This window comes from Herbaspirillum sp. SJZ099, from assembly GCF_007828355.1.
In the GTDB taxonomy this organism is placed as follows: Bacteria; Pseudomonadota; Gammaproteobacteria; order Burkholderiales; family Burkholderiaceae_D; genus Herbaspirillum.
This window is the reverse complement of record NZ_VIUO01000008.1, coordinates 80,481-103,563: the sequence shown is the minus strand read 5'-3', so window position 1 is coordinate 103,563 and position 23,083 is coordinate 80,481. Positions and strand designations below refer to the sequence as shown.

Below are 23,083 nucleotides of genomic sequence, written 5' to 3'. Positions count from 1 at the left end.
GAAACTATTGCTTTGGGTAATAGTATAAATGCCTAACTTGTAACAGGATAAAAAAAGTTTAGACTGGCTCATCTCATCCCACCACCGCAACAACAGGAGCCAAAGCAAATGCGTAGCCATCAGGAAGTCGTGACAGAACAATTCGGATCCACCGCCGCCGCCTATCTCACCAGCGCGGTCCACGCGCAGGGCGCAGACCTGCAGGAGCTGGCGCAGATCGCCGCCGCCATTCCTGATGCGCGCGTGCTGGACCTGGGCTGCGGCGGCGGCCACGCGAGCTTCGCGGTGGCGCCGGTGGTGCAAAAGGTGATTGCCTACGACTTGTCGGCGCAAATGCTGGACGTGGTCGCCTCGGCCGCGCAAGAGCGCGGGCTGGACAATCTGGCCGTGCGCCAGGGCAGCGCCGACAAGCTCGATTTTCCCGACGCCAGCTTCGATCTCGTGTGTACCCGCTTCAGCGTGCATCACTGGCGCAACGTGCCGCAGGCCCTGCGCGAGGTGCTGCGCGTGCTCAAGCCGGGCGGCCGCTTCATCGTCATCGATACGGCCGCGCCGGCCGACGTGCTGGCCGATACCTATGTGCAGGCCATCGAGCTGCTGCGCGACACTTCGCACGTGCGCAACATCAGCCTGAATTCGTGGCGCAAACTGCTCGGGCAGGCGGGTTTTGCGATTGCCTCGGACAAGACCTGGAAGCTGCGCCTGGAATTCGACAGCTGGGTGGCGCGCATGCGCACGCCGGCCGGCAATGTGGCCGCCATCAAGGCGCTGTGGGACAGCGCGCCGCAAGAGGTGAAAGACTATTTCGCGCTGGATGGCGCCTATTCGTTTTCCATCGATGTCGCCATGCTGCAGGCGCGCAAGCCCTGATCGCCATCCGGCGCGGGTTTTTCCTGGGCTGCTCGTCAACGGCGCAGCCCATTTTGCCGTTATTGATCTGCCTTTTTGATGGGGATAGCGGTGCCCGGCAAAGTTTTACGCTGGTATGATGTCTCGGTTTTGGTACCGGTGCTGGCAAGCCTGCGAGTCAAAGGGGCGCAAAGAATCGTTGTAAATTCGCCGTAACCATCAGAAAAACATGGGGCTGCTCAGGGGAGAGGAGCCAGGCGACAAGTAGAAAGTCGTTTAATTATCGACGCTAACTACTTAATTCTCTTGCGGAATTTCTGCTTTTTGCTACACTGCCAACGTTTCTCTTATGTATTATCCGGGTTAATTTGGGGGGAGATCCACCTATGTTCAAATCAGCGCTGGCCGTTCTTACAACCTTATTATTCATCCACGCTGGTCTGGCTCCCGCCCATGCCCAGACAACCTCCGCCGCCAAAAAAACCGTCGTCAAGAAGGCCGCCGCCAAAAAAGTGGCCGCCAAACGCACGGTAACGCCCACCAAGACTGTCAAAACCGTCGCCCGAGGCTCGCTGAACAACCGCGAGAAACTGGTGCGGAAGGTCTCCACGGTCAAAGGCCGTCGCCATGTGAGCTACCAGCGCGTATCGGCTGCGCCGTCGATCCCGGCCGTGCCGCCGGTGATGACCGCGGGCGACCTGGCTGGACTGAACATGACGCAGGACCCGCTGGCGCTGCGTTCCAACGTCGCGCTGGTGATCGACCAGGCCAGTTCGCAGGTTCTGTTTGAAAAGAATTCCAACGTGGCGCTGCCGATCGCTTCGGTCACCAAGCTGATGACCGCATTGGTCGTGGTGGAAGCGCACATGAACATGGAAGAAGTGCTCACCGTCACCGACGACGATGTCGACCGCGAAAAGCACAGCAGCTCGCGCTTGCGCGTAGGCGCGCAACTGAGCCGCGACGACATGCTGCACATCGCCCTGATGAGTTCGGAAAACCGCGCCGCTTCCGCGCTTGGCCGCAACTACCCGGGCGGCCTGCCGGCCTTCGTGGCGGCGATGAACGCCAAGGCCCGTTCGCTGGGCATGCAGGATACGCACTATGTCGATTCGACCGGCCTGTCCAGCCAGAACGTCGCCAGCGCGCGCGACCTGGCCAAGCTGGTCGTGGCGGCCTACCAATATCCGGTGATCCGCCAGTATTCGACCGATTCCAAATACATGGTCGAGCCGAGCGGCCACGCGCTGCAGTACAACAGCTCCAACCGGCTGACGTCGAACAAGGACTGGGACATCGGCCTGCAAAAGACCGGCTTCATCAACGAAGCGGGCCATTGCCTGGTGATGCTGACTCGTATCGAAGGCCGTCCTATCGTGATGGTGTTCCTCGATTCCAAGGGGCGCCTGTCGCACGTGGGCGACGCCACCCGCATGCGCAAGTGGCTGGTGGAAGATGCGCCGAAGAACCTGACTCGCGTGAAGATGGTGCGTGCCGACCAGGGTTGATGCCCCCAGGTCTTGCCGCCGGCGCCCGGGCGCCAATAAAAAAGCGAACCGTATTAAATGGTTCGCTTTTTTTATGCCCGCGTTTATACCCGCACGATGGAGGAGGGAAGCGGCGAAAGGATTGTTTCCCTCAGGCCCGGCCCCGACTGCTGTCGAATCCCAGCGCCGCGGAAATCTGGTTGGCGGTGCTGACCAGGTCTTCCACCCATTCCTCCTGCAGGCGATCGGCCGGGGCCGAAATCGACAGTCCCGCCACCAGCTTGCCGGAGTCGTCGCAGATGCCGGCCGCCATGCAGCGCACCCCCAGTTCCAACTCCTCGTTGTCGCGCGCATAGCCGAGCGCGCGCACCATGGACAATTCGCGCTCCAGCTTGGAGAGGTCGGTAATCGAATTCTTGTTGTGGCCGGCCAGCCCGGTGCGGGTCGCATAGGCGCGCACCGCCTTGGGGTCGTCCACCGACAGGAACAGCTTGCCGGTCGAGGTCAGGTGCAGCGGCGCGCGGCCACCGATGGCGCGCACCACCTGCATGCCGGAGCGCTCGGAGAAGGAACGGTCGATGTAGACGATCTCGTCGCTCTGGCGTACCGACAGGTTGATGGTCTGGTGGGTCTTGCGATGCAGGGCGCGCATGAAGTCGAGCGCGGCTTCGCGCACCGACAGGCGGCTCTTGACGATATTGCCCAGCTCCAGCAGGCGCATGCCCAGGCGGTAGGTGCCCGGTTCCACGCGGTCGACGAAACGCTTGACCACCAGGTCGTTGAGGATGCGGTGGGCCGTCGATGGATGCAGCTTGGTGGCGGCGGACAGCTCCTTGAGGCTGACCGGGTCGGGATAGGCCGCCAGCGCGTCGAGCAGCGATACCATGCGCTCGATGACCTGGATGGAAATGTTGTCCGTCTCGCCTGCCGCTTCTTTTTTCATGGTGCAGTCTGATGCGTTGCAATAGGACAGTTATACCACATTGTGAAAACAACAAAAAGTTCGGTCGTGCTTTTATAGGGGCGATTCACTCACCTGCCCCCGTGCAGGAGACATCTACGCTGGGCCAAGCCGGTCCGGCACCACCGTTCGCTCGCTCTCCGCTTTGACCTGGCCATCCGTTGCCCGTCGATGGGGGGGGCATCAAACGCCGCAACGGCGAAGTGTTTTCAGCCTGACATCATCATCGTCAGCGCTTGCTATCCGATTTGATATAAAGACGCCGCTCTTTATTCGGCGCTCCTGATCTTGCATATCTGTTTTTTGCATAACTAGAGAAGAAAGTATTCGTTCTTTTTTGGGAGGGCGCTCATTAACCTGTGCTCTCCAAACAAAAACGCATGAAGACAACACTCATTGGGAACGGATATGAAGCTCAAGAACATCATCAAGACGATTGCGGCCGCACTGGTGCTGGCGCAGGTTGCACATGTGGCCCAGGCGGCCGACATCTCGTTGCTCAACGTCTCTTACGACCCGACGCGCGAACTCTATGCCGACTACAACAAGGCCTTTTCCAAATACTGGAAGGAAAAGAGCGGCGACAACGTAACCATCAAGGCTTCGCACGGCGGTTCCGGCAAGCAGGGACGTTCGGTGATCGACGGCATCGATGCCGACGTGGTGACCCTGGCGCTGGCCTACGACATCGATGAAATCTCGGAAAAGGCCAAGCTGCTGCCGGCCGACTGGCAAAAGCGCCTGCCGCACAACAGCTCGCCCTATACCTCGACCATCGTGTTTCTGGTGCGCAAGGGCAACCCCAAGCAGATCAAGGACTGGGACGACCTGGTCAAGCCGGGCGTCTCCGTCATCACGCCCAATCCCAAGACCTCCGGCGGCGCGCGCTGGAACTACCTGGCGGCCTGGGCCTACGGCCAGAAGAAGGGGGGCAATGAAGCCGCTGCGCGCGACTATATCTCCAAGTTGTTCAAGAACGTGCCGGTGCTGGATTCCGGCGCGCGCGGCGCCACCATCACCTTCGTCGAGCGCGGCATCGGCGACGTCCTGCTGGCGTGGGAAAACGAGGCGCTGATCTCGCTCAAGGAGTGGGGCCCGGACAAGTTCGACATCGTCGTGCCCTCGGTTTCGATCCTGGCCGAACCGCCGGTGGCCCTGGTCGACAAGGTGGCGGACCGTCGCGGCACCCGCAAGGTGGCTGAAGAATACCTGAAGCACCTGTACTCGGAAGAAGGCCAGGAAATCATCGCCAAGAACTACTACCGTCCGATCGACCCGAAGATCGCCGCCAAGTATGCGTCGCAGTTCCCCAAGCTGAACCTGGTCACCATCGACAAGGATTTCGGCGGCTGGCAGAAGGCCCAGAAGGCGCACTTCGCCGATGGCGGCACCTTCGACCAGTTGTACGTGCCGAGCAAGAAGTGATTTGAGCGCAAGCACATGCAGGCCGGCTGAGCCGGCCTGCCTGCCGAAGCAAGAAAGCAAAGCAAGCAAAGCAAAGCAAAGCAAATAAAGCAGACCGACATGACCATCCTGTTGCTGGCCGGCAGCCCCTCGGCACCATCCCGTTCCACCCGCCTGTTGAACCACGTCGGCGATAAGCTGGTGCAGCTCGGCCATCGGTATGCGCGCCTGGAAGTGCGCGACCTGCCGGGCCAGGCCATCCTGCGCGCCGACTGGAACGACGCCCAGATCAAGGCCGCGCTGTCGACGGTGGAAGAGGCTTCCGCGGTCGTGATCGCCACGCCGGTCTACAAGGCCGCCTACAGCGGCATCCTGAAAGCCTTTCTCGACCTGCTGCCGCAGTTCGGCCTGACCGACAAGCTGGTGCTGCCGCTGGCCACCGGCGGCAGCCAGTCGCACATGCTGGCGCTGGACTATGCGTTGCGCCCGGTGCTGTCCTCGCTCAATCCCAAGCACGTGTTGCCCAGCATTTACGCCACCGAAGCCCAGGTCACCTGGAGCGAGGAAAGCGGACTGGCCCTCGACGCTCCCATCGCCGCGCGCGTGGAAGAAGGCGTGGCGCAGCTCTCGGCCAGCCTCCTGGCGCTGCACAAGGCGGCGCCGCAAGAATTCCGCGAAGTCCCGTTCTCGCAAGTGCGATGTAGCATTTGAGCGGCGCCCGAGGCGCGCCAACAGCAGGCGGCGAAGCAGCCGCACCGCAATCTCTTGACCCGATCAAACAACCGGCTGGTGTGGCGGAAGGCCGCCTGCACGCCCAAGCACTGGAGAGCACCCTTGAAAGCCTATAGCGACAAGAACACATCCCAACAACGCCGCGCCGCCCTGGCGCGTTTGTCGGCCGCCGCGTTGGGGGCGCTGGCGATTGCCGCCGGCGCCGTGACGAGCGCGCAGGCGCAGGAAGCCAAAGTGCTGCGCATCGGCTACCAGAAGGCCGCCAATACGTTGGTGCTGTTGAAGACGCACGGCACGCTGGAAAAACGCCTGCAGCCGCTGGGGGTGGAAGTGAAATGGGCTGAATTCGCCGCCGGCCCGCAACTGCTGGAAGCCTTGAATGTCGGCTCGGTCGACTTCGGCTATGTCGGCGAAGCGCCGCCGGTGTTCGCGCAAGCTGCCGGCGCCGATTTTGTCTACACCGCGTATGAGATCCCGACGCCTGACGCCGAGGGCTTGCTGGTGCCCAAGAATTCGCCGCTCAAGAGCGTGGCCGAGCTCAAGGGCAAGAAAGTCGCCTTCAACAAGGGTTCCGACGTGCACTGGCTGGTGGTGGCGTTGTTGAAGAAGGCCGGCCTGGCGTATAGCGACATCCAGCCGGTCTACCTGGCGCCGGCCGATGCCCGCGCCGCCTTCGAGAAAGGCGCGGTCGATGCCTGGGCCATCTGGGATCCGTTCCAGGCCGCCGCCGAGAAGCAAGTGGGCGCGCGTCGCCTGGCCACCGGCGTGGGCGCGGTGAACCACCACCAGTTCTTCCTGAGCGCGCGCGCCTTCGCCGCGAAGAATGCGCAGATAGAAAAAATCCTGCTGGAAGAAATTACCCGCGAAGGCCAGTGGGTGCGCGCCAATACCGCCCAGGCCGCGGCCCAGCTGGCGCCGATCCAGGGCCTGGATGCCGACATCATCGAAACCGGCCTGAAGCGCTACGCCCACATCTACAAGCCGGTCGATGCCGGCGTGCTGGCCGAGCAGCAGAAGATCGCCGATGCCTTCTTCGAACTCAAGCTGATCCCCAAGCCGCTCAAGGTCAGCGACGCCGTACTGAAATAAACGCAATCAATGAAATAAACAACGCGAGGCGGCGCAGGTCCGTCTCACAGGAGTCCCGCATGAACGTATTCTGGTTTATTCCCACCCACGGCGACAGCCGCTACCTCGGCATCTCCGAGGGCGCGCGTCCGGTCAGCCACGACTACATGAAACAGGTCGCGGTGGCGGCCGACACGCTGGGTTACGACGGCGTGCTGCTGCCTACCGGACGTTCCTGCGAGGACGCCTGGGTGGCGGCCGCCAGCCTGATCGACGCGACCCGCCGCCTCAAATTCCTGGTCGCGGTGCGCCCCGGCCTGACCGCGCCGACGCTGTCGGCGCGCATGGCCGCCACCTTCGACCGCCTGTCCAACGGCCGCCTGCTGATCAACGTCGTCACCGGCGGCGATCCGGTCGAGCAGGAGAGCGATGGCGTGTTCGGCAGCCATGCCGAGCGCTATGAAATCTCCGACGAGTTCCTGAAGATCTGGCGCGATGTGCTGGCCAAGACGCATACCGGCGGCGCCACCGATTTCGACGGCAAGCACCTTAAAGTCAAAGGCGCCAAGGCGCTTTATCCGCCGCTGCAAACACCTTATCCGCCACTGTATTTCGGCGGATCTTCCGATGAGGCGATCGACCTCGCGGCGGAACAGGTGGATGTCTACCTGACCTGGGGCGAGCCGCCGGCGGCGGTGGCCGAGAAGATCGCCCGCGTGCGCGCACGCGCTGCCAGGGCGGGCCGCACATTGCGCTTCGGCATCCGCCTGCATGTGATCGTGCGCGAGACCAACGAAGCCGCATGGCAGGCCGCCGATGAGCTGATCAGCCGCCTCGACGATGAAACGATTGCCAAGGCGCAGGCCAACTTCGCGCGCATGGACTCCGAAGGGCAGCGCCGCATGGCGGCCCTGCACGGCGGCCGCCGCGACCAGCTGGAAGTCAGCCCCAACCTGTGGGCCGGCGTCGGCCTGGTGCGCGGCGGCGCCGGCACCGCACTGGTGGGCGACGGGGCGACCGTGGCGGCGCGCATGAAGGAATACGCCGACCTTGGCATCGATACCTTCATCCTGTCCGGTTATCCGCACCTGGAAGAGTCTTACCGGTTTGCCGAACTGGTGTTCCCGCTGCTGCCGCGCAACCAGCGCGCAGGGCTGCCGGGATTCAACCTGACCGGCCCCTTCGGCGAGATCGTCGGCAATACCGAAGTACCCAAGTCCGCGCCGGTGCGCGTGTCGGCCAGCTGAGGCAGCCATGACGAGCGCAACCTCCAATTCCGTGGTCGATGTCTCCGGCGTGCCGGCCGAACGCGCGGGCAAATCCAAGGGCCAGGCCAGCAGAGGCCAGGGCTGGCAGAACGCTGGCTGGATAGGCTGGCTGCTGCCGCTGGCGCTGGTGATCTGGTGGGAAATCGCGGCCCAGGCCGGCTGGCTGTCGAGCCGCATCCTGCCCGAACCGTGGGCGGTGCTCAAGGCGGTCTGGAACCTGTCGGCGTCCGGCGAACTGTGGCGCCACCTGGCCGTGAGCAGCGGCCGCGCGGCTTCCGGCTTTGCCGTGGGCGCCGGGCTGGGCCTGGTGTTGGGGCTGCTGTCCGGCAGCCTGCGCTGGGCCGAACTGCTGCTCGACACTACCTTGCAGATGGTGCGCAACATACCGGCGCTGGCGCTGATCCCGCTGGTGATCCTGTGGTTCGGCATCGACGAGACGGCCAAGCTGTTCCTGGTGTCGGTGGGCGTGTTCTTCCCGGTCTACCTCAATACCTTCCACGGCATCCGTTCGGTCGACAAGGGGCTCATCGAGATGGCCAGGAGCTACGGCCTGTCGGGCTGGGCGCTGTACCGCGACGTGATCCTGCCGGGCGCCTTGCCGTCCATCCTGGTCGGGCTGCGCTTCGCGCTGGGGCTGGTGTGGGTGCTGCTGATCGTGGCCGAGACCATTTCCGCCCAGGCCGGCATCGGCTACATGACCATGAATGCCCGGGAATTCCTGCAGACCGACGTGGTGCTGGTGGGCATCCTGCTGTATGCCTTGCTGGGCAAGCTGGCCGACAGTGCGGCGCGTGCGCTGGAACGTTTCTGGCTGCGCTGGCATCCGGGCTATCAATCAACCTAGGCCCGGCAGTCGACCGCTTGCCATTTTCTGAGGATGAGCATGAAAACAATCTTTGGCAGTATCAATACAGTTAATACAGTTCTCTCCGGTGGTGAGAGCGCTATGCATGCGCCGCGTCGTCGCGCCTTGCCTGGCACGCCGATCACGGCGCCGGCGAATCCATTCAACTGCCGGATCTAGGTTGAACCCACAGGAGAACCCGATGCATATCCATGCGCAGGAAAATCAAGCAGTCAGCCGCACCGCCGCCGGCAACCGGGGCATCGGCATCCGCCTGCAGGCCTTGTCGAAGTCGTTCGGCGGACGCGAAGTCCTGCACGGCATCGACCTGTCGATCGAGCCGGGCGAGTTCGTCGCCATCGTCGGCCGCAGCGGCTGCGGCAAGAGCACGCTGTTGCGCCTGGTGGCGCAACTGGACGCCGCCAGCCAGGGCGAGGTGATCTACGGGCAAGGCCAGGGCGATCCGGAGATCCGCATCATGTTCCAGGACTCGCGCCTGTTGCCGTGGAAGCGGGTGCTGGCCAACGTGGCCCTGGGCTTGCCCAGGCAGGCCGCGCCGCAAGCCCTGCAGTCGCTGCGCCAGGTCGGTCTGGAGCAGCGCGCCGGCGAATGGCCGGCGGTGCTCTCGGGCGGGCAACGGCAGCGCGTAGCACTGGCGCGCGCCCTGGTGCACGATCCACAACTGCTGCTGCTGGACGAGCCATTGGGCGCGCTGGATGCCTTGACCCGCATCGAGATGCAGCAACTGATCGAATCGATCTGGCAGGAGCGCGGCTTCACCGCCTTGCTGGTCACGCACGATGTGCAGGAAGCGATTGCCCTGGCCGACCGCGTGCTGCTGATCGAAGACGGCCATGTCGCGCTGGACCAGCGCATCGAACTGGCGCGTCCGCGTTCGCGCGGCCAGGCGCAGTTCGCGCTGCTGGAAGAAGCCATTCTGGCGCGTGTGCTGCGCCATCCCGGCAGCGAGCAGCCGGCCGCCGGGCAAGAGTTGGAACTGTTCGCGCCGCGCGGCGTGCAGCAGGTGCAATGGGCAGTGTAAGCGTTATCTGATCAACCGCATATCAAGCGAATATCAAGCGAATTTCAACCATCGCGGCGAGGCAGGTGCCGGCGCCGCATCATCCACCAAGGAGCACAGCATGACCATCCAAGCCATCAACGTACGCAACCAGTTCAAGGGCAAAGTCAAAGCCATCATCGAAGGTTCGGTCGTGTCCGAAGTCGATGTCGAAACCCCGGCCGGCATCGTCACCTCGGTCATCACCACCCGTTCGGTGAAAGACCTGGGCCTGACCATCGGCAGCGAAGTCGTCGCCCTGGTGAAGGCGACCGAAGTCTCGATCGCCAAGCTGTAAGAGGTTCTCAGGTTCAACGGCGGCCGGCAGCCGCCGCATGCCGCTCCTTTGGCGGGGGCGGCGCATCTTTTCATGGAGCTGCCCGGATGACATCTCAGGCACTGGACGCTTATCTGGAGCGCCTCAACAAGGCGTCGCACACCGCGTCGAACGTATGGCTGGACGAGCAGCAGCGCGCGGTCGGACGCTATTTCAACACCTCGCTGACGTCGGCCTTCCAGCCGGTGCGGGCATTCGGCGACGGCGGCATCATCGCGTACGAGGCTTTCGCGCGCAGTTATTCCGGGTTCGATGACGGGCTGCATCTGTGGAAGCTGCTCGACCACGCCGCCAGCGATGACGAATCGGTGGAGCTGGACCGGCTGTGCCGCATGCTGCATGCGATCAATTATTACCGCCAGGCCAGTCCGGGCGGCGCTGCGCCCGAGCTGCACCTGTCGGTGCACGCGCGCCTGCTGGCGGCGGTCAACAGCAACCACGGCGTCGCCTACCGGCGCATCCTGTCGGTGCTGGAGCTGCCGCATGAGCGCATCGTGCTGCAACTGCCGGTGGTCACCCCCAACCAGCGCTGGTTGCTCAACTATGTGCTGGACAACTACCGCCGCAACGGTTTTCGTCTCGGGGTCTCGGCCAACAGCCCGCTGGAGGCGCTGGGGCTGCTGGACAAGGTGCGGCCCGACCTGATCAAGGTCGATGCCCGCGAATTGCCCGATCCCGACAGCGTCGGCCTGCTGTTGTTGCGCGCGGCGGAGCAGGGCGTGCGCGTCTTCTTCAAGCGCGTTGAAAACCGTGAGGTGTTCGACAAGCTGGAGCAATATGGCAGTGCGCTGGCCCAATCCATCCATGCGCAAGGCTACCTGTGGGATACCCCGGGAGCGCGCCTGCTGCCGCCGGGGGAAGGCGCACAGGCGGCCTGACCCAGGTTGCGGCTGTGGCATAGTGGACAGCCGCACTTCCATGTCCGCGACCCTTGCGCGAGGATTCCATGAACACATCGTTTTCCCGGCCCGCCACAGCTCCCGCCCCCGCCCATTTGGCGCGGCTGGCCGATTATCGCGTGCTGGTGGCGCCCGGCCTGCACGGCAGCGGGCCGGAGCACTGGCAATCGCGCTGGCAGCGGCTTTACCCAAACTTCGAGCGCGTCGAGCAAACCGACTGGAGCCAACCCGACCTGCCGCGCTGGTCGCAGCGACTGGGCGAGGTGCTGGCGCAATCCGGGCGGCCGGCGGTGATCGTGGCGCACAGTTTCGGCTGCCTGGCCACGGTGCATCGCGCCGCCGCCTTGCAGGCGGAAGCCGGCTCCGCCTTTCCCATCGCGGCAGCGCTGCTGGTGGCGCCTGCCGACCCCGGCAAGTTCGAGGTCGGCGACGAGGTCAGCTATCGCCTGAGGTTTCCCGCCCTGGTGGTCGGCAGCGAAAACGATCCGTGGATGAGTGCGCCGCGGGCCCGGCAATGGGCCAAGACCTGGGGCGCGTCTTTCCATCAGGCCGGGGCCCTGGGGCATATCAATGCCGAATCGGGGCTGGACGACTGGCTGGCGGGGCAGGAGCTGCTGCTGGGCTTGCTGGAGCAGGTAAGGCCGTCAGGCTGGTGATCTGCGCCGATATTCCGGCATCATCGTTTCCTTGCGGCAACTGCAATTCTCCTCGCGCATTCCTTTGTTCTTCCCCTTTGTCTTTATGCGGTTTTCGTCTAAAGGAATGCGAAAAATTTCGTTCTCTTTATAACTATCGGGTGCGATTATCGGCTCCCTATAGTCGCATTTGTAATAAAAAGAGAACGTCCCCATGACCGCTTCAACTGTACCCATTCCGGCGCCGCAGGCTGTTGGCGGGGCTTTCAAGCCCGCCCGGCCCACCCGCGTACTACCGGGATTTCGCCTGTCGCTGGGTTTCACCATCTTCTACTTGGCGCTGATCGTCCTGATCCCGCTGTCCGCGATTTTCCTCAAGACCTTCACCCTCACCTGGGACGGCTTCGTGCAAGCGGTGACATCGCCGCGCGTGATGGCTTCCTACCGCCTGACCTTTGGCGCCTCGCTGCTGGGCGCGGTGCTCAACGTGATATTCGGCGGCATCGTGGCCTGGGTGCTGGTGCGTTACCGCTTTCCGGGCAAGCGCATCATCGACGCCCTGGTCGACCTGCCGTTCGCGCTGCCGACCGCCGTGGCCGGCATCGCGCTGACCACGCTGTATGCGCCGAACGGCTGGCTGGGCAGCCTGCTGGCGCCGCTGGGCATCAAGGTGGCGTTCACGCCGCTGGGCGTGCTGGTGGCGCTGACCTTCATCGGTTTGCCGTTCGTGGTGCGCACCGTACAGCCGGTGCTGGAAGAGGCCGAGCGCGAGCTGGAAGAAGCCGCCGCCAGCCTGGGCGCCAACCGCTGGCAGACCTTCACGCGGGTGATCTTCCCGACGGTGCTGCCGGCGCTGTTGACCGGCTTCGCGCTGGCTTTTGCGCGCGCCACCGGCGAATACGGTTCGGTGGTCTTCATCGCCGGCAACATGCCGATGGTGTCGGAGATCACGCCGCTGTTCATCGTGACCAAGCTGGAGCAGTACGACTACGCCGGCGCCACGGCCATCGCGATGGTGATGCTGATCGTGTCGTTCCTGCTGCTGCTGACCATCAACCTGTTGCAAGCCTGGACCCGCAAGCGCGGCCAGGCGGAAAGGTCCTGACATGAGCGGAGCTGCAACTTCCATTGCCGCCGGCGCGATCAACCGCGGCGAGCCGCCGCTGACGCCGGGCGCCACGCTGGAGCCGTGGTGGGTACGCGCCCTGCTGATCGGCATCGCGCTGGTGTTCCTGACGCTGTTCCTGTTCGTGCCGCTGGTGTCGGTGTTCTACGAGGCCCTGAAAAAGGGTTGGGATGTCTATGTCGCTTCCATCGTCGAGCCCGACGCCTGGTCGGCCATCAAGCTCACGCTGCTGACGGCGGCCATCGCCGTGCCGCTGAACCTGGTGTTCGGCGTGGCCGCGGCCTGGGCCATCGCCAAGTTCGAGTTCCGCGGCAAGAACCTGTTGCTGACGCTGATCGACCTGCCGTTTTCGGTCTCGCCGGTGATCTCGGGCCTGATCTATGTGCTGCTGTTCGGTATGCAGGGCTATTTCGGCCCGTGGCTGCGCGAGCATGACATCAAGATCCTGTTCGCCGTGCCCGGCATCGTGCTGGCCACCGTGTTCGTGACCTTTCCGTTCGTGGCGCGCGAGCTGATCCCGCTGATGCAGTCGCAAGGCAACGAGGAAGAAGAGGCGGCGCTGGTGCTGGGCGCTTCCGGCTGGCGCACCTTCTGGCACGTGACCCTGCCCAACATCAAATGGGGTTTGCTGTACGGCGTGATCCTGTGCAATGCGCGCGCCATGGGCGAGTTCGGCGCGGTGTCGGTGGTCTCGGGGCATATCCGCGGCGAGACCAACACCATCCCGCTGCAGGTCGAGATCCTTTACAACGAATTCAACATCACCGGCGCCTTTGCGGTGGCTTCGCTGCTGGCCTTCCTGGCCCTGGTGACGCTGGCGATCAAGAGCGTGGTCGAGTGGCGCATCCATCATCAACTGGCCGCCGGCAACCGCGAATAAGAGGAGCAGGACATGAGCATCGAAGTCAAACAGATCAACAAGCGTTTCGGCAATTTCATCGCGCTGGACAACGTCTCGCTGAATTTCCCCGCGGGCGAACTGACTGCGTTGCTGGGGCCGTCCGGCTGCGGCAAGACCACGCTGCTGCGCATCATCGCCGGGCTGGAATCGCTCGACTCCGGGCAGGTGCTGCTGGATGGCGAAGACGCCTCGGCGCGCCATGTGCGCGAGCGCCAGGTCGGGTTCGTGTTCCAGCACTACGCGCTGTTCAAGCACATGACGGTGTTCGAGAACATCGCCTTCGGCCTGCGCGTGAAGCCGCGCAGCCAGCGGCCCTCGGAAGCGGCCATCCGCGAGAAGGTCAAGAGCCTGCTGGAGCTGGTGCAGCTGGACTGGCTGGCCGACCGTTATCCGCCGCAACTCTCCGGCGGCCAGCGCCAGCGCATCGCCCTGGCGCGCGCGCTGGCGGTGGAGCCGCGCGTGCTGCTGCTGGATGAACCGTTCGGCGCGCTCGATGCCAAGGTGCGCAAGGAGCTGCGCCGCTGGCTGCGGCGCCTGCATGACGAACTGCATGTCACCAGCATCTTTGTCACGCACGACCAGGAAGAGGCGCTGGAAGTGGCCGACCAGGTGGTGCTGATGAACAAGGGGCGGGTCGAGCAGATCGGCGCGCCGGCCGAGGTGTACAACCAGCCGGCCTCGCCCTTCGTCTATGGTTTCCTGGGCAACGTCAACCTGTTCCACGGCCGCCTGCATGAAGGCGTGCTCGACACCGGCGCGGCGCGTTTCGAGGCGCCCGGCCACGGCGACGCGCGCGATGTGGCCGGCATCGGCTTCGTGCGTCCGCACGATATCGAGGTGGAGCGTTATTCGCCCGGCGCCGAAGGCATCGTGGTGCAGCTGCGCCGTTCGCACGCCATCGGCCCGCTGGCCCAGTTGGAACTGGAGCGCGACGATAACGCGCAACTGATCGAGGCGGTGATTTCCAACGAACGTTTTTCCCAGTTGAACCTGAAGAGCGGCGAGACCCTGGTGGTCAAGCCGCGCCGCTTGCGGGTGTTTGCCGACCAGGACGGAGGGCAGGCGCAATGAATTTCCAGCAACTGCGATCCATCCGGGAAGCCGCGCGCTGCGGCTTCAACCTGACCGAAGTGGCCAACGTGCTGTTCACCTCGCAGCCCGGCGTGTCGCGCCAGATCCGCGAGCTGGAAGAGGAACTGGGGGTCGAGATCTTCGAGCGCAACGGCAAGCGCCTGACCGGTTTGACCGAGCCCGGCAAGGGCATCCTGGGCATCGTCGAGCGCCTGCTGCTGGAAGCCGAGAACCTGCGCCGCGCCAGCAAGGAATACTCCGGCGAACAGAGCGGCACGCTGTCGATCGCCACCACCCACACCCAGGCGCGCTATGTGCTGCCGCGCGTGGTGCAGGCGTTCCGCACGGCCTTCCCGCAGGTGCGCATCGCGCTCCAGCAAAGCGCGCCCGAGCATATCGCCGAATGGGTGATTTCGGGCAAGGCTGACATCGGCATTGCCACCGAAGGCCTGTCGCAGTTCAAGGAGCTGGTGTCTTTCCCCTGTTATACCTGGAGCCACGTGATCGTGGTGCCGCAGGGCCATCCGCTGCTGGGACTGGAGCGGGTCGCGCTGGAAGACCTGTCGACCTGGCCGCTGATCACCTATGACGTCGGTTTCACCGGCCGCGGCCATATCGACGAGGCATTCCGCCAGGCCGGCATCGAGCCCGATATCGTGCTGACGGCGATGGACTCCGACGTGATCCAGCATTACGTGGCGCTCGGGCTGGGCGTGGGCATCGTGGCGTCGATGGCGGTGGACCAGGCGAAGCACCAGGATCTGCTGCCCATCAGCGCCTCCCACCTGTTCAAGCCGAACATCGCGCGGCTGGCGGTGCGCCGCGGCGCCTACCTGCGCGGCTATGCCTTCGACTTCATCCAGGAGTTTGCTCCGGAACTCAAGCGGGCCGACATCGTCAGCGCGCTCAACGAAGCCAGCGCATAGTATGACGAGCCGCTGAAAAAACGCCGCTGGCCGCGTTGCGCCTCCTTGCCGTACCTTCGTACTGTCTGCGTCGGCGCGCCTTGCCAGCGGCGTTTTTTTCAGCGGCTCTGAATAGATTTGCGATAGACGATGAAGCCGGAATCAACCGCCACCGTATCGTACAGGCGGCGTGCCGCGGCGTTGGTGTGGTGGGTGTGCCAGTAGACGCGCTCGGCGCCGGCTGTGGCGGCGCGCCGGTATAGCTCTTCGATCAGCGCCCGGCCCACGCCTTTGCCGCGCGCGGCTTCGGCTGTGAACAGGTCCTGCAGGTAGCAGGTTGGGCCGATCAGGATGGTGTTGCGGTGGTAAAGGTAGTGGGCAAGGCCCAGCAGGCGGCCTTGGCTTTCGGCCACCAGCGCGTGCACCGGCTCGGCCTCGTCGTGGATGCGGGCCCAGGTGGTATTGGTGATGTCCAGCGGCAGGGCGGTCGGGCCGGAACGTCCGTAGAAGGCGTTGTAGTCGTCCCAGAGTATTTTCCATTGCGCGAAGTCTTCGCGCTGCGCTTGCCTGATCAAGACGCCTGCGGCCCCGGCTTGTTCCATGTCTTCTCCTGTCCCGTGGAAGGCACAGTATATAGACACGCGCCAGACACGCGCAGCACGTGAAAAAACCCGGGGGCGATCGCCTCCGGGCTTTTTTGCATCCGGCGGATGCCGCAGGGACTGAGCTTGCGACTTAAGCCTTGTTGACCTGGGAGGTCGAGGCGCTGCTGGCAACGGTATTGGTCGGCTGGGCCACCGGCTGGCTGGCCACCATCAGGTCGGCGAACGATACGCCGGACTTTTTCGCCGGCTGGGGCTGGGCCGCGTGAGCGCTTGCGTTATGGCTGGAAGAGACGGAATTGATCGGCATGGTGTTCATCCTCAGGAAAGCGTGTGCCACCGGGCCGCAAGAACCTGTTCATGATCTCATCGGGCCGTCCAAATGGCCTGAAATTCCATTTGGCTGATTCCCGCGGAGATGATGAACCGGTGCTAAGGCCCAGACTCGAATGTTGCCGGGAAAGTATAGGCGGGCCGGAGGCGGGCGTGACGCGCCCGCCGCGCTTTTTAACCCAAACTTACACGCCTTTACGCTGGCGCGATGAGGCAAGGCAGGCGGCGCCCCGATGACAGCGGCGCGGCGTGCTCATTTACGCAGGCGCGCTGCGCAGTTGTCGCGCAGCGCGATGTCTTCCGGCGCATCGTCATCGGCATCGCCGGCGTGGGCCGGCGCGCCTTGGCGTACGCAACTGCGGTAGCGCGCCACGTAGCGTTCGAACTCGGCGCGCGCCTGGGCGCGCGGCATGGCGGCCAGCTTGCGGATGAATTCGCGGCTGCCGATCTCGAAGTGCTGGTAGTCGATCGGCTCTTTCCAGTTGCCGCCCCAGACCAGGAAGCCGTGGTCGTAGAACACGCCGACCAGATCCTCCGCCTGGCCGGGGCGCAGCGGCGCGCGCTGCAGGGAGTCCGCGCCGGCTTGCGTCGGCAGCACTTGTTGTTGCGGGCTGCCGGCCTTGCCCACATAAGGGTTTTGCAGGGGATTGATGTCGATCGCGGCGCCGTAGGCATGCTTGGACCAGGCGCCGCCGCCGGTCATGGGCCGGCCGTTGAAGGCGGAGGTGTTGTTGGCCGCCATCGACTTTTCATCGTCGCCGTCGAAATTCTCCAGCGGCATGGCGCTGGCCAGCGGCGTCGAGCGCAGCAGCAGTTCGCCGAACAGCGATTCGACCTGCGGGGCGACGGCGTCGAGTACCACCACCGAGCCGCTGCGCGTGGCGCCGTCGAAGTCGGTGTAGTCGAAGCTGACCGTCGACAGGCGCGCGCAGGGCACGGGATTGGCCGGCGTGATCACATGGCGCGCTTTCATGGCGGCGCATTGCGCAGCGGAAACCGGGACGATATCGGCGTGCGCGGCCGGCGCGAAGGCGAGGCCGGCCAGCATGGCGGTCCACGCGCCGGCTCGGCTGATACGGGAGGCGATGATTGAGATCATAAGTCGCGATGATACGGGGTTTTTACGCCGATTTGAGCGGCCATGACGGTAAATTCCCCCTTGGATGGCTGACATGAATATGCGTCGTTCTCTGACAGGCGGGTATGGCTGAAACGGGAATAATTAAACCGTATTCGCTGATTGATGAAATGCGTTCCAAGATCAGGTTCCCAGATCAGAAGGAGTCGAATGTCGGCAAACCGATGAACTTCGGCAAATCCATCATTAACAACCTTTGGAGGCAAAATATGCTGATTCGCCACACACTCTTGGCTGCTGCCGTATTCACCACCGTTCTGGCCGGTTGCAACAAGCGCGACGAAGCGCCGGCCACGCCGCCGGCGGCAACTTCCCCGGCCGAGCCGTCCCCTCCACCGGCCAGCCCGGCGGCTCCAGCCGCTCCGGCTGCGCCATCTGCAGCGCCGCCGACTGACACGCCGCCAGCCCCGGCGGCCCCGGCGGCCGGCGATAGCGGCGAAAAGAAGTAGGCCTGGAACGGCGCTTAGCGCCGCAGGGCAAGTCCCATGCAGCGGGAACAGCGCTGCATACGCCGCGACGGCATGCCGTCGCGGCGTTTTTCATTGGCCAAGAGAAAGCGCGGCGCCAGGTCGCGCGTGTCCGGCATGGCCGGGCCTGACAGGGAGCGGCCATGCGGCGATGGCTGGCCGCAGAAGAGGCTCTGGCATCCGGCAAGCGCCGAAAATATCGCCGAACTTTTTTTTCAGGCCTTGACTCCTAGAGATGGTTGAACTGTTCCTTCAACCTCCCTCTTGCGAGGGAACTTGCCCGCGGTCATTTGCTGCGGGCTTTTTTTGTCGGATCGCGCTCGCATGCAGGCCCAGCCTGGCCCGGCCTGCGGCTTCATTGGGATGGCGGCTTTTTCATGACCGCGATCATCGCGCTGAAAGCCGGCCCTATATTCGCCTCCAGCGTGGGATACATGCGCGAGATGCTGCCGTCGAGATACAACGCATCGCTGCATTTGAGCTCGTCGCGCAGGAACACGGCGAAGTCGTAGAAGCTGATCGGGTTGCGCGCGATGGCCAGCGTCACCATTCCCTGCGCATCCAGGCACACGGCGTTGCGCACGACCGCGTTGGGCGAATTGGGATCGAAGCGCGGATTGATCTGGCCGGCCATGATCATCAGCGGCCCGGATTGCGTGGCGTAGCGGCTCAGCGCGCTCCAGCGCTCGGCCTCGGCTGAGAATGCCGAGGTTTCCACGATGTACGCCTTGTCTTCTCCCAGGATGAATACGCCATTGGGCTGCATGTAAAAGTTGCCGTAGGCATTCTGGCGCGTGTTGAGCTTGCGCAGTACGTTGCCGTTCTCGATGTACAGGCCCAGCGGTTGCAACTGCTTGTCGTAGATGCCGGCGTTGGTGGCGCACAGCATTTCCTGGTTTTGCGCGCGCAACAGGGTATCGAGCCGCGCGAAGGTGCCTAATGGCACGCCGGCCTCGTCCTTCCAGTAGGTGCGGATGACATCGGTGCGCGGGTCGGCGCGGCAGGCGCTGATGAAGGTTTGCCGGTATTGGTACTGTTTCAGGTCGGCCCCATGCGCCGGGTCCGGGCCGGCCAGGGCGAGGAGGGCGACGGCCAGCGGCAGGGCGAAAGGCAGGCTTGGGCGCAGACGGGGGCGGCGCAAGGTAAAGGGGAAAAAGGGAAAGCGCATCTGGTTGTGCAGGTCTGCCGGTTTTGCTCCCGGCTTGAACATTCACGGAAAGGGGCGGGGCCTCATTGTAAATGCCTCAGGAGAGGGGATGCCATAGGAAAAGTTCTGCCTTCGGCAACGTGCGGTGGGGCGGGCGTTTGCGGCGCAGGGCCGGCACGCCGATGTTGCGGTGCGGAGAGTGCCGTGATTTTCAAATCCAAATAAATAACGAACAAAACGTGTGAAAAATCAAATTTAAAGGGGTGGGAATGATGGGTTATGGCGATTTCTCAAAAAAAAGTTGTCGTATATGACGGCAGTGTTACACTCTGCCCCCATGTGCCGACCGGGGCCCGAAATAATAAGGGTCAGAGAATCGGCGCCCAATGTGCGCAAGCGTTTGCTGCCGCCCCTTGAAACGAAAATATCTGGAGGAAACGTCAATGAAATCCGCAAACCGTCTCACCAAGATCGCTCTGGCCGTCTCCGCAGTTGCCGCCTTTTCGGGCGTCGCGCACGCTGAAACCGTCAAGATCGCCATCGCCGGCCCGATGACCGGCGCCGTCGCCCAATATGGCGACATGGTCAAGGCCGGCGCGCTGACCGCCGTGGAGCAGATCAACGCCGCCGGCGGCGCCAACGGCAACAAGTTCGAAGTGGTGCTGATGGACGACGCCTGCGAACCGAAGCAAGCCGTGGCCGTGGCCAACAAGATCGTCAGCCAGGGCATCAAGTATGTGATCGGCCACGTGTGCTCGGGCTCGACCATCCCGGCTTCCGACATCTATGAAAACGAAGGCGTGGTGATGATCACCCCGTCGGCCACCGCGCCGCAGTTGACCGAAGCCAAGCCGCACAAGTACATCTTTCGCACCATCGGCCGCGACGACCAGCAAGGTCCCGCTGCCGCCCGCTACGTGATCGAGAAGTTGAAGCCCAAGAAGGTCGCCGTGCTGCACGACAAGCAGTCCTACGGCCAGGGCGTGGCGACTTCGGTCAAGACCGCGCTGGATGCCGCGAAGGTGCCTGTGGTGCTGTTTGAAGGCATCAATGCCGGCGACAGCGATTATTCCGCCATCGTCACCAAGCTCAAGTCGCAAGGCGTGGACTTCGTCTACTTCGGCGGCTACCACCCGGAAATGGGCCTGATCATGCGCCAGGCGCGCGAGCAGGGCGTCAAGGCCGTGTTCATGGGCCCTGAAGGCGTGGGCAACAAGGACATCACCGCCATCGCCGGCCCCGCTTCGGAAGGCATGCTGGTGACCCTGCCGGCCGACTTTGCCGCCGATCCGGCCAACGCCGCGCTGGTCAAGGCCTTCACCGCGCAAAAGCGCGACCCGAACGGCCCGTTCCAGATGCCGGCCTACTCGGGCGTGAAGATCATCGCCGACGCCATCGCCGGTTCCAAGTCGACCGATCCGACCAAGGTGGCTGCCTATATCCACGCCAACAGCTTCAAGACCCCGATCGGCACCGTGGAATACGACAAGAAGGGCGACCTGAAGTCGTTCAACTTCGTCGTCTACACCTGGCACAAGGATGCCACCAAGACCGAGGCGAAGTAATTTAGCGCTCTCGTTGGCGCGATCGTCCGACTTGACGTCAAACCGCGAAATGCCCCATTGCTGTCTGGATGGGGCATTTCCACATTTGGTCCCTTCCTATGAATGAATTGCTCCCACAACTGACCCAGCAGCTCGTCAACGGGCTCTCGCTGGGCGCGATCTATGCGCTGATCGCCATCGGCTACACGATGGTCTACGGGATCATCGGCATGATCAACTTCGCCCACGGCGAAATCTACATGATCGCGTCCTACGTCGGCCTGGTCACGCTGACGGCCATCGGCGTGCAAAGCGGCTATCCCTTGCCGCTGCTGCTGGGCGGCGCGCTGATCGTGTCGGTGCTGGTCACCGGCCTGTACGGCTGGGCCGTCGAGCGCGTGGCCTACCGGCCCTTGCGCGGCGGGCCGCGCCTGGTGCCGCTGATCTCGGCCATCGGCATGTCGATCTTCCTGCAGAACTACGTGCAGATCGGCCAGGGCGCGCGCGACATGTCGGTGCCGGTGCTGATCTCCGGCGCCTTCGAGTTCCAGATGGGCAGCGACTTCACCGTCACCGTGCCTTACTCGCGCATGGTCATCGTCGGCGTCACGCTGGTGCTGATGGCGGCGCTGACCCTGTTCATCGCGCGTTCGCGCATGGGCCGCGCCTGCCGCGCCTGCGCCGAGGACATGGGCATGGCCAACCTGCTGGGCATCGACACCAACCGCGTGATCTCCTTCACTTTCGTGCTGGGCGCGATGCTGGCGGCGGTCGGCGGCGTGCTGATCGCGCTGACCATCGGCAAGCTCAATCCCTACATCGGCTTCATCGCCGGCATCAAGGCCTTCACCGCCGCGGTGCTGGGCGGCATCGGCAGCATCCCCGGCGCCATGCTGGGCGGCGTGCTGCTGGGCCTGGCCGAGACTTTCGCCGCGGGTTACCTGCCATCGGAATACAAGGACGTGGTGTCTTTCGGCCTGTTGGTGCTGATTCTCCTGTTCCGTCCCACCGGCCTGCTCGGCAAGCCGGATATCGAGAAGGTCTGAACCCATGGGCCGTAATCTCCAAGGAGGCATGATGCCTGTCACTTTCAAGAACGCCGTGGCGGCGGCGCTGGTTACCGCCATATTGACGATCCCGTTGCTGGGCATGCAATTGCGCTTCGAAGGCTATCGCGTGGTGTTGAATACCCACTGGACGCCGGTGCTGCTGGCCATGCTGGCGGTATTCCTGTTCCAGCTGGCCAAGCCGGCGCTGGCGCGCGGGCGTGCCGGCATCAAGCTGCCGGCCTTGCCGCGCATGCAGCCGCGCAGCCAGCGCATGGCCGTGTCGCTGTTGCTGCTGGTGGCGCTGGTGTGGCCGTTCTTCGGCTCGCGCGGCTATGTCGACGTGATGACGCTGGCGCTGATTTATGTGGTGCTGGGGCTGGGCTTGAATATCGTGGTCGGTTTCGCCGGCCTGCTGGACCTTGGGTACGTCGGCTTCTACGCGGTCGGCGCGTATACCTACGCGCTGCTGAACCAGTATTTCGGCTTGAGCTTCTGGGAATGCGTGCCGTTGGCGGCTGCCGCTTCGGCGACGTTCGGCTTCTTGCTCGGTTTCCCGGTGCTGCGCCTGCGCGGCGACTACCTGGCCATCGTGACGCTGGGCTTCGGCGAGATCATCCGCCTGCTGCTCAATAACATGACCAGCCTGACCGGCGGCCCGGACGGCGTTTCCGGCATCCCCAAGCCGACCGTGTTCGGGGTGGTGATGGCGCGCAATCCGGTGACCGAGGGCGGCACGACTTTCCACGAACTGCTGGGGCTGACCTACCAGGGCGGCCACATGGTGATCTTCCTGTATTTCCTGGCGCTCTTGATGGTGCTGTTCACCTATTTCGTCACCGGCCGCCTGTTGCGCATGCCGATGGGCCGCGCCTGGGAAGCCTTGCGCGAAGACGAGATCGCCTGCCGTTCGCTGGGCATCAACCCGACCAAGGTCAAGCTCTCGGCCTTCACGCTGGGCGCGGCCTTCGCCGGCTTGGCCGGTTCCTTCTTCGCGGCGCGCCAGGGGCTGGTGACGCCGGAGTCCTTCACCTTCATCGAGTCGGCGCTGATCCTGGCCATCGTGGTGCTGGGCGGCATGGGTTCGCAACTGGGCGTGATCCTGGCCGCCATCCTGCTGACCGTGCTGCCGGAACTGGCGCGCAGCTTCGCCGAATACCGCATGCTGATCTTCGGTCTGGTGATGGTGCTGATGATGATGTGGCGTCCGCAAGGGCTGCTGCCTGCCACCCGTCCGCATGTGGAGTTACCACAATGAA

The 23,083-nt window shown here is 63.9% G+C and carries 24 protein-coding genes; 19 read left to right on the top strand and 5 right to left on the bottom strand.

The window, feature by feature from the left end; all coding sequences use genetic code 11:
* The first annotated feature begins 108 nt into the window (after positions 1-108).
* Positions 109-870, top strand: coding sequence for a class I SAM-dependent methyltransferase (locus FB597_RS16500; protein WP_144770114.1), 762 nt, complete (start codon positions 109-111; stop codon positions 868-870).
* A gap of 365 nt (positions 871-1,235) precedes the next feature.
* Positions 1,236-2,357 carry a D-alanyl-D-alanine endopeptidase gene (pbpG, locus tag FB597_RS16495; RefSeq protein WP_141914802.1) on the top strand — a complete coding sequence of 374 codons (1,122 nt, stop codon included), beginning with the start codon at positions 1,236-1,238 and terminating at the stop codon, positions 2,355-2,357.
* Between the two features lie 130 nt (positions 2,358-2,487).
* Here pbpG and FB597_RS16490 read toward each other — a convergent pair whose 3' ends face one another.
* On the bottom strand, positions 2,488-3,279 hold the full coding sequence (locus FB597_RS16490) for an IclR family transcriptional regulator (RefSeq protein ID WP_141914801.1): 792 nt from the start codon (positions 3,277-3,279) through the stop codon (positions 2,488-2,490).
* Between the two features lie 426 nt (positions 3,280-3,705).
* Between FB597_RS16490 and FB597_RS16485 the strand changes: the two genes are divergently transcribed.
* The 13 genes from FB597_RS16485 (at position 3,706) to FB597_RS16425 (ending at position 15,568) form a co-directional block, all read left to right on the top strand.
* On the top strand, positions 3,706-4,722 hold the full coding sequence (locus FB597_RS16485) for a sulfate ABC transporter substrate-binding protein (protein WP_144770113.1): 1,017 nt from the start codon (positions 3,706-3,708) through the stop codon (positions 4,720-4,722).
* 99 nt (positions 4,723-4,821) lie between these two features.
* Positions 4,822-5,412 (top strand): NADPH-dependent FMN reductase, encoded by a 591-nt coding sequence (ssuE, locus tag FB597_RS16480; protein WP_141914799.1) that lies wholly within the window; start codon positions 4,822-4,824, stop codon positions 5,410-5,412.
* 123 nt (positions 5,413-5,535) lie between these two features.
* A complete protein-coding gene (locus FB597_RS16475) occupies positions 5,536-6,522 on the top strand; it encodes a sulfonate ABC transporter substrate-binding protein (RefSeq protein ID WP_144770112.1) in 987 nt (328 codons plus the stop codon).
* A gap of 59 nt (positions 6,523-6,581) precedes the next feature.
* Positions 6,582-7,748 (top strand): FMNH2-dependent alkanesulfonate monooxygenase, encoded by a 1,167-nt coding sequence (gene ssuD, locus FB597_RS16470; RefSeq protein WP_144770111.1) that lies wholly within the window; start codon positions 6,582-6,584, stop codon positions 7,746-7,748.
* 7 nt (positions 7,749-7,755) lie between these two features.
* Positions 7,756-8,613 (top strand): aliphatic sulfonate ABC transporter permease SsuC, encoded by an 858-nt coding sequence (gene ssuC / locus FB597_RS16465; protein ID WP_144770110.1) that lies wholly within the window; start codon positions 7,756-7,758, stop codon positions 8,611-8,613.
* A 202-nt stretch (positions 8,614-8,815) separates the two neighbouring features.
* Positions 8,816-9,655, top strand: coding sequence for an ATP-binding cassette domain-containing protein (locus FB597_RS16460; RefSeq protein ID WP_141914795.1), 840 nt, complete (start codon positions 8,816-8,818; stop codon positions 9,653-9,655).
* A gap of 100 nt (positions 9,656-9,755) precedes the next feature.
* On the top strand, positions 9,756-9,971 hold the full coding sequence (locus FB597_RS16455) for a molybdopterin-binding protein (RefSeq protein ID WP_006464491.1): 216 nt from the start codon (positions 9,756-9,758) through the stop codon (positions 9,969-9,971).
* An 86-nt stretch (positions 9,972-10,057) separates the two neighbouring features.
* Positions 10,058-10,888: an EAL domain-containing protein gene (locus FB597_RS16450; RefSeq protein WP_141914794.1), complete on the top strand. Its 831-nt coding sequence runs from the start codon at positions 10,058-10,060 to the stop codon at positions 10,886-10,888.
* A gap of 68 nt (positions 10,889-10,956) precedes the next feature.
* Positions 10,957-11,565: an alpha/beta hydrolase gene (locus FB597_RS16445; protein WP_144770109.1), complete on the top strand. Its 609-nt coding sequence runs from the start codon at positions 10,957-10,959 to the stop codon at positions 11,563-11,565.
* A gap of 193 nt (positions 11,566-11,758) precedes the next feature.
* Complete coding sequence (gene cysT / locus FB597_RS16440) at positions 11,759-12,649, top strand: sulfate ABC transporter permease subunit CysT (protein ID WP_141914792.1); 891 nt, start codon at positions 11,759-11,761, stop codon at positions 12,647-12,649.
* A gap of 1 nt (position 12,650) precedes the next feature.
* On the top strand, positions 12,651-13,550 hold the full coding sequence (gene cysW, locus FB597_RS16435) for a sulfate ABC transporter permease subunit CysW (RefSeq protein WP_141914791.1): 900 nt from the start codon (positions 12,651-12,653) through the stop codon (positions 13,548-13,550).
* 12 nt (positions 13,551-13,562) lie between these two features.
* Positions 13,563-14,642 (top strand): sulfate/molybdate ABC transporter ATP-binding protein, encoded by a 1,080-nt coding sequence (locus tag FB597_RS16430; RefSeq protein WP_144770108.1) that lies wholly within the window; start codon positions 13,563-13,565, stop codon positions 14,640-14,642.
* Positions 14,639-15,568 (top strand): CysB family HTH-type transcriptional regulator, encoded by a 930-nt coding sequence (locus FB597_RS16425; protein ID WP_141914789.1) that lies wholly within the window; start codon positions 14,639-14,641, stop codon positions 15,566-15,568. The genes FB597_RS16430 and FB597_RS16425 overlap by 4 nt, the downstream gene beginning before the upstream one ends.
* A 98-nt stretch (positions 15,569-15,666) precedes the next feature.
* On the opposite strand, the gene FB597_RS16420 is transcribed toward FB597_RS16425, so the two are convergent.
* From FB597_RS16420 to FB597_RS16415, 3 genes are all read right to left on the bottom strand, one after another.
* Positions 15,667-16,149, bottom strand: coding sequence for a GNAT family N-acetyltransferase (locus tag FB597_RS16420; protein WP_144770107.1), 483 nt, complete (start codon positions 16,147-16,149; stop codon positions 15,667-15,669).
* A 133-nt stretch (positions 16,150-16,282) separates the two neighbouring features.
* Complete coding sequence (locus FB597_RS20320) at positions 16,283-16,459, bottom strand: hypothetical protein (protein WP_183405749.1); 177 nt, start codon at positions 16,457-16,459, stop codon at positions 16,283-16,285.
* A gap of 276 nt (positions 16,460-16,735) precedes the next feature.
* A complete protein-coding gene (locus FB597_RS16415; RefSeq protein ID WP_255517200.1) occupies positions 16,736-17,581 on the bottom strand; it encodes a M15 family metallopeptidase in 846 nt (281 codons plus the stop codon).
* A gap of 104 nt (positions 17,582-17,685) precedes the next feature.
* On the opposite strand from FB597_RS16415, the gene FB597_RS20535 reads away from it, so the two are divergent.
* Positions 17,686-18,069: a hypothetical protein gene (locus tag FB597_RS20535; protein WP_255517199.1), complete on the top strand. Its 384-nt coding sequence runs from the start codon at positions 17,686-17,688 to the stop codon at positions 18,067-18,069.
* A gap of 373 nt (positions 18,070-18,442) precedes the next feature.
* Here FB597_RS20535 and FB597_RS16405 read toward each other — a convergent pair whose 3' ends face one another.
* Positions 18,443-19,255, bottom strand: coding sequence for a phosphodiester glycosidase family protein (locus tag FB597_RS16405; RefSeq protein WP_144770106.1), 813 nt, complete (start codon positions 19,253-19,255; stop codon positions 18,443-18,445).
* A gap of 422 nt (positions 19,256-19,677) precedes the next feature.
* Between FB597_RS16405 and FB597_RS16400 the strand changes: the two genes are divergently transcribed.
* The 3 genes from FB597_RS16400 (at position 19,678) to FB597_RS16390 (ending at position 23,082) form a co-directional block, all read left to right on the top strand.
* Positions 19,678-20,799: a branched-chain amino acid ABC transporter substrate-binding protein gene (locus FB597_RS16400; RefSeq protein WP_141914786.1), complete on the top strand. Its 1,122-nt coding sequence runs from the start codon at positions 19,678-19,680 to the stop codon at positions 20,797-20,799.
* 98 nt (positions 20,800-20,897) lie between these two features.
* On the top strand, positions 20,898-21,824 hold the full coding sequence (gene livH / locus FB597_RS16395; protein ID WP_144770105.1) for a high-affinity branched-chain amino acid ABC transporter permease LivH: 927 nt from the start codon (positions 20,898-20,900) through the stop codon (positions 21,822-21,824).
* Between the two features lie 31 nt (positions 21,825-21,855).
* Positions 21,856-23,082 carry a high-affinity branched-chain amino acid ABC transporter permease LivM gene (locus FB597_RS16390; protein ID WP_141915010.1) on the top strand — a complete coding sequence of 409 codons (1,227 nt, stop codon included), beginning with the start codon at positions 21,856-21,858 and terminating at the stop codon, positions 23,080-23,082.
* The last annotated feature ends 1 nt before the right edge of the window (position 23,083 follow it).

Bases quoted from the DNA above. Each gene is read 5' to 3' on its own strand.
- FB597_RS16500 (WP_144770114.1), top strand. From the start codon at position 109: ATGCGTAGCCATCAGGAAGTCGTGACAGAACAATTCGGATCCACCGCC.
- pbpG (WP_141914802.1), top strand. From the start codon at position 1,236: ATGTTCAAATCAGCGCTGGCCGTTCTTACAACCTTATTATTCATCCAC.
- FB597_RS16490 (WP_141914801.1), bottom strand. From the start codon at position 3,279: ATGAAAAAAGAAGCGGCAGGCGAGACGGACAACATTTCCATCCAGGTC.
- FB597_RS16485 (WP_144770113.1), top strand. From the start codon at position 3,706: ATGAAGCTCAAGAACATCATCAAGACGATTGCGGCCGCACTGGTGCTG.
- ssuE (WP_141914799.1), top strand. From the start codon at position 4,822: ATGACCATCCTGTTGCTGGCCGGCAGCCCCTCGGCACCATCCCGTTCC.
- ssuD (WP_144770111.1), top strand. From the start codon at position 6,582: ATGAACGTATTCTGGTTTATTCCCACCCACGGCGACAGCCGCTACCTC.
- ssuC (WP_144770110.1), top strand. From the start codon at position 7,756: ATGACGAGCGCAACCTCCAATTCCGTGGTCGATGTCTCCGGCGTGCCG.
- FB597_RS16460 (WP_141914795.1), top strand. From the start codon at position 8,816: ATGCATATCCATGCGCAGGAAAATCAAGCAGTCAGCCGCACCGCCGCC.
- FB597_RS16455 (WP_006464491.1), top strand. From the start codon at position 9,756: ATGACCATCCAAGCCATCAACGTACGCAACCAGTTCAAGGGCAAAGTC.
- FB597_RS16450 (WP_141914794.1), top strand. From the start codon at position 10,058: ATGACATCTCAGGCACTGGACGCTTATCTGGAGCGCCTCAACAAGGCG.
- FB597_RS16445 (WP_144770109.1), top strand. From the start codon at position 10,957: ATGAACACATCGTTTTCCCGGCCCGCCACAGCTCCCGCCCCCGCCCAT.
- cysT (WP_141914792.1), top strand. From the start codon at position 11,759: ATGACCGCTTCAACTGTACCCATTCCGGCGCCGCAGGCTGTTGGCGGG.
- cysW (WP_141914791.1), top strand. From the start codon at position 12,651: ATGAGCGGAGCTGCAACTTCCATTGCCGCCGGCGCGATCAACCGCGGC.
- FB597_RS16430 (WP_144770108.1), top strand. From the start codon at position 13,563: ATGAGCATCGAAGTCAAACAGATCAACAAGCGTTTCGGCAATTTCATC.
- FB597_RS16425 (WP_141914789.1), top strand. From the start codon at position 14,639: ATGAATTTCCAGCAACTGCGATCCATCCGGGAAGCCGCGCGCTGCGGC.
- FB597_RS16420 (WP_144770107.1), bottom strand. From the start codon at position 16,149: ATGGAACAAGCCGGGGCCGCAGGCGTCTTGATCAGGCAAGCGCAGCGC.
- FB597_RS20320 (WP_183405749.1), bottom strand. From the start codon at position 16,459: ATGCCGATCAATTCCGTCTCTTCCAGCCATAACGCAAGCGCTCACGCG.
- FB597_RS16415 (WP_255517200.1), bottom strand. From the start codon at position 17,581: ATGATCTCAATCATCGCCTCCCGTATCAGCCGAGCCGGCGCGTGGACC.
- FB597_RS20535 (WP_255517199.1), top strand. From the start codon at position 17,686: ATGGCTGAAACGGGAATAATTAAACCGTATTCGCTGATTGATGAAATG.
- FB597_RS16405 (WP_144770106.1), bottom strand. From the start codon at position 19,255: ATGCGCTTTCCCTTTTTCCCCTTTACCTTGCGCCGCCCCCGTCTGCGC.
- FB597_RS16400 (WP_141914786.1), top strand. From the start codon at position 19,678: ATGAAATCCGCAAACCGTCTCACCAAGATCGCTCTGGCCGTCTCCGCA.
- livH (WP_144770105.1), top strand. From the start codon at position 20,898: ATGAATGAATTGCTCCCACAACTGACCCAGCAGCTCGTCAACGGGCTC.
- FB597_RS16390 (WP_141915010.1), top strand. From the start codon at position 21,856: ATGCCTGTCACTTTCAAGAACGCCGTGGCGGCGGCGCTGGTTACCGCC.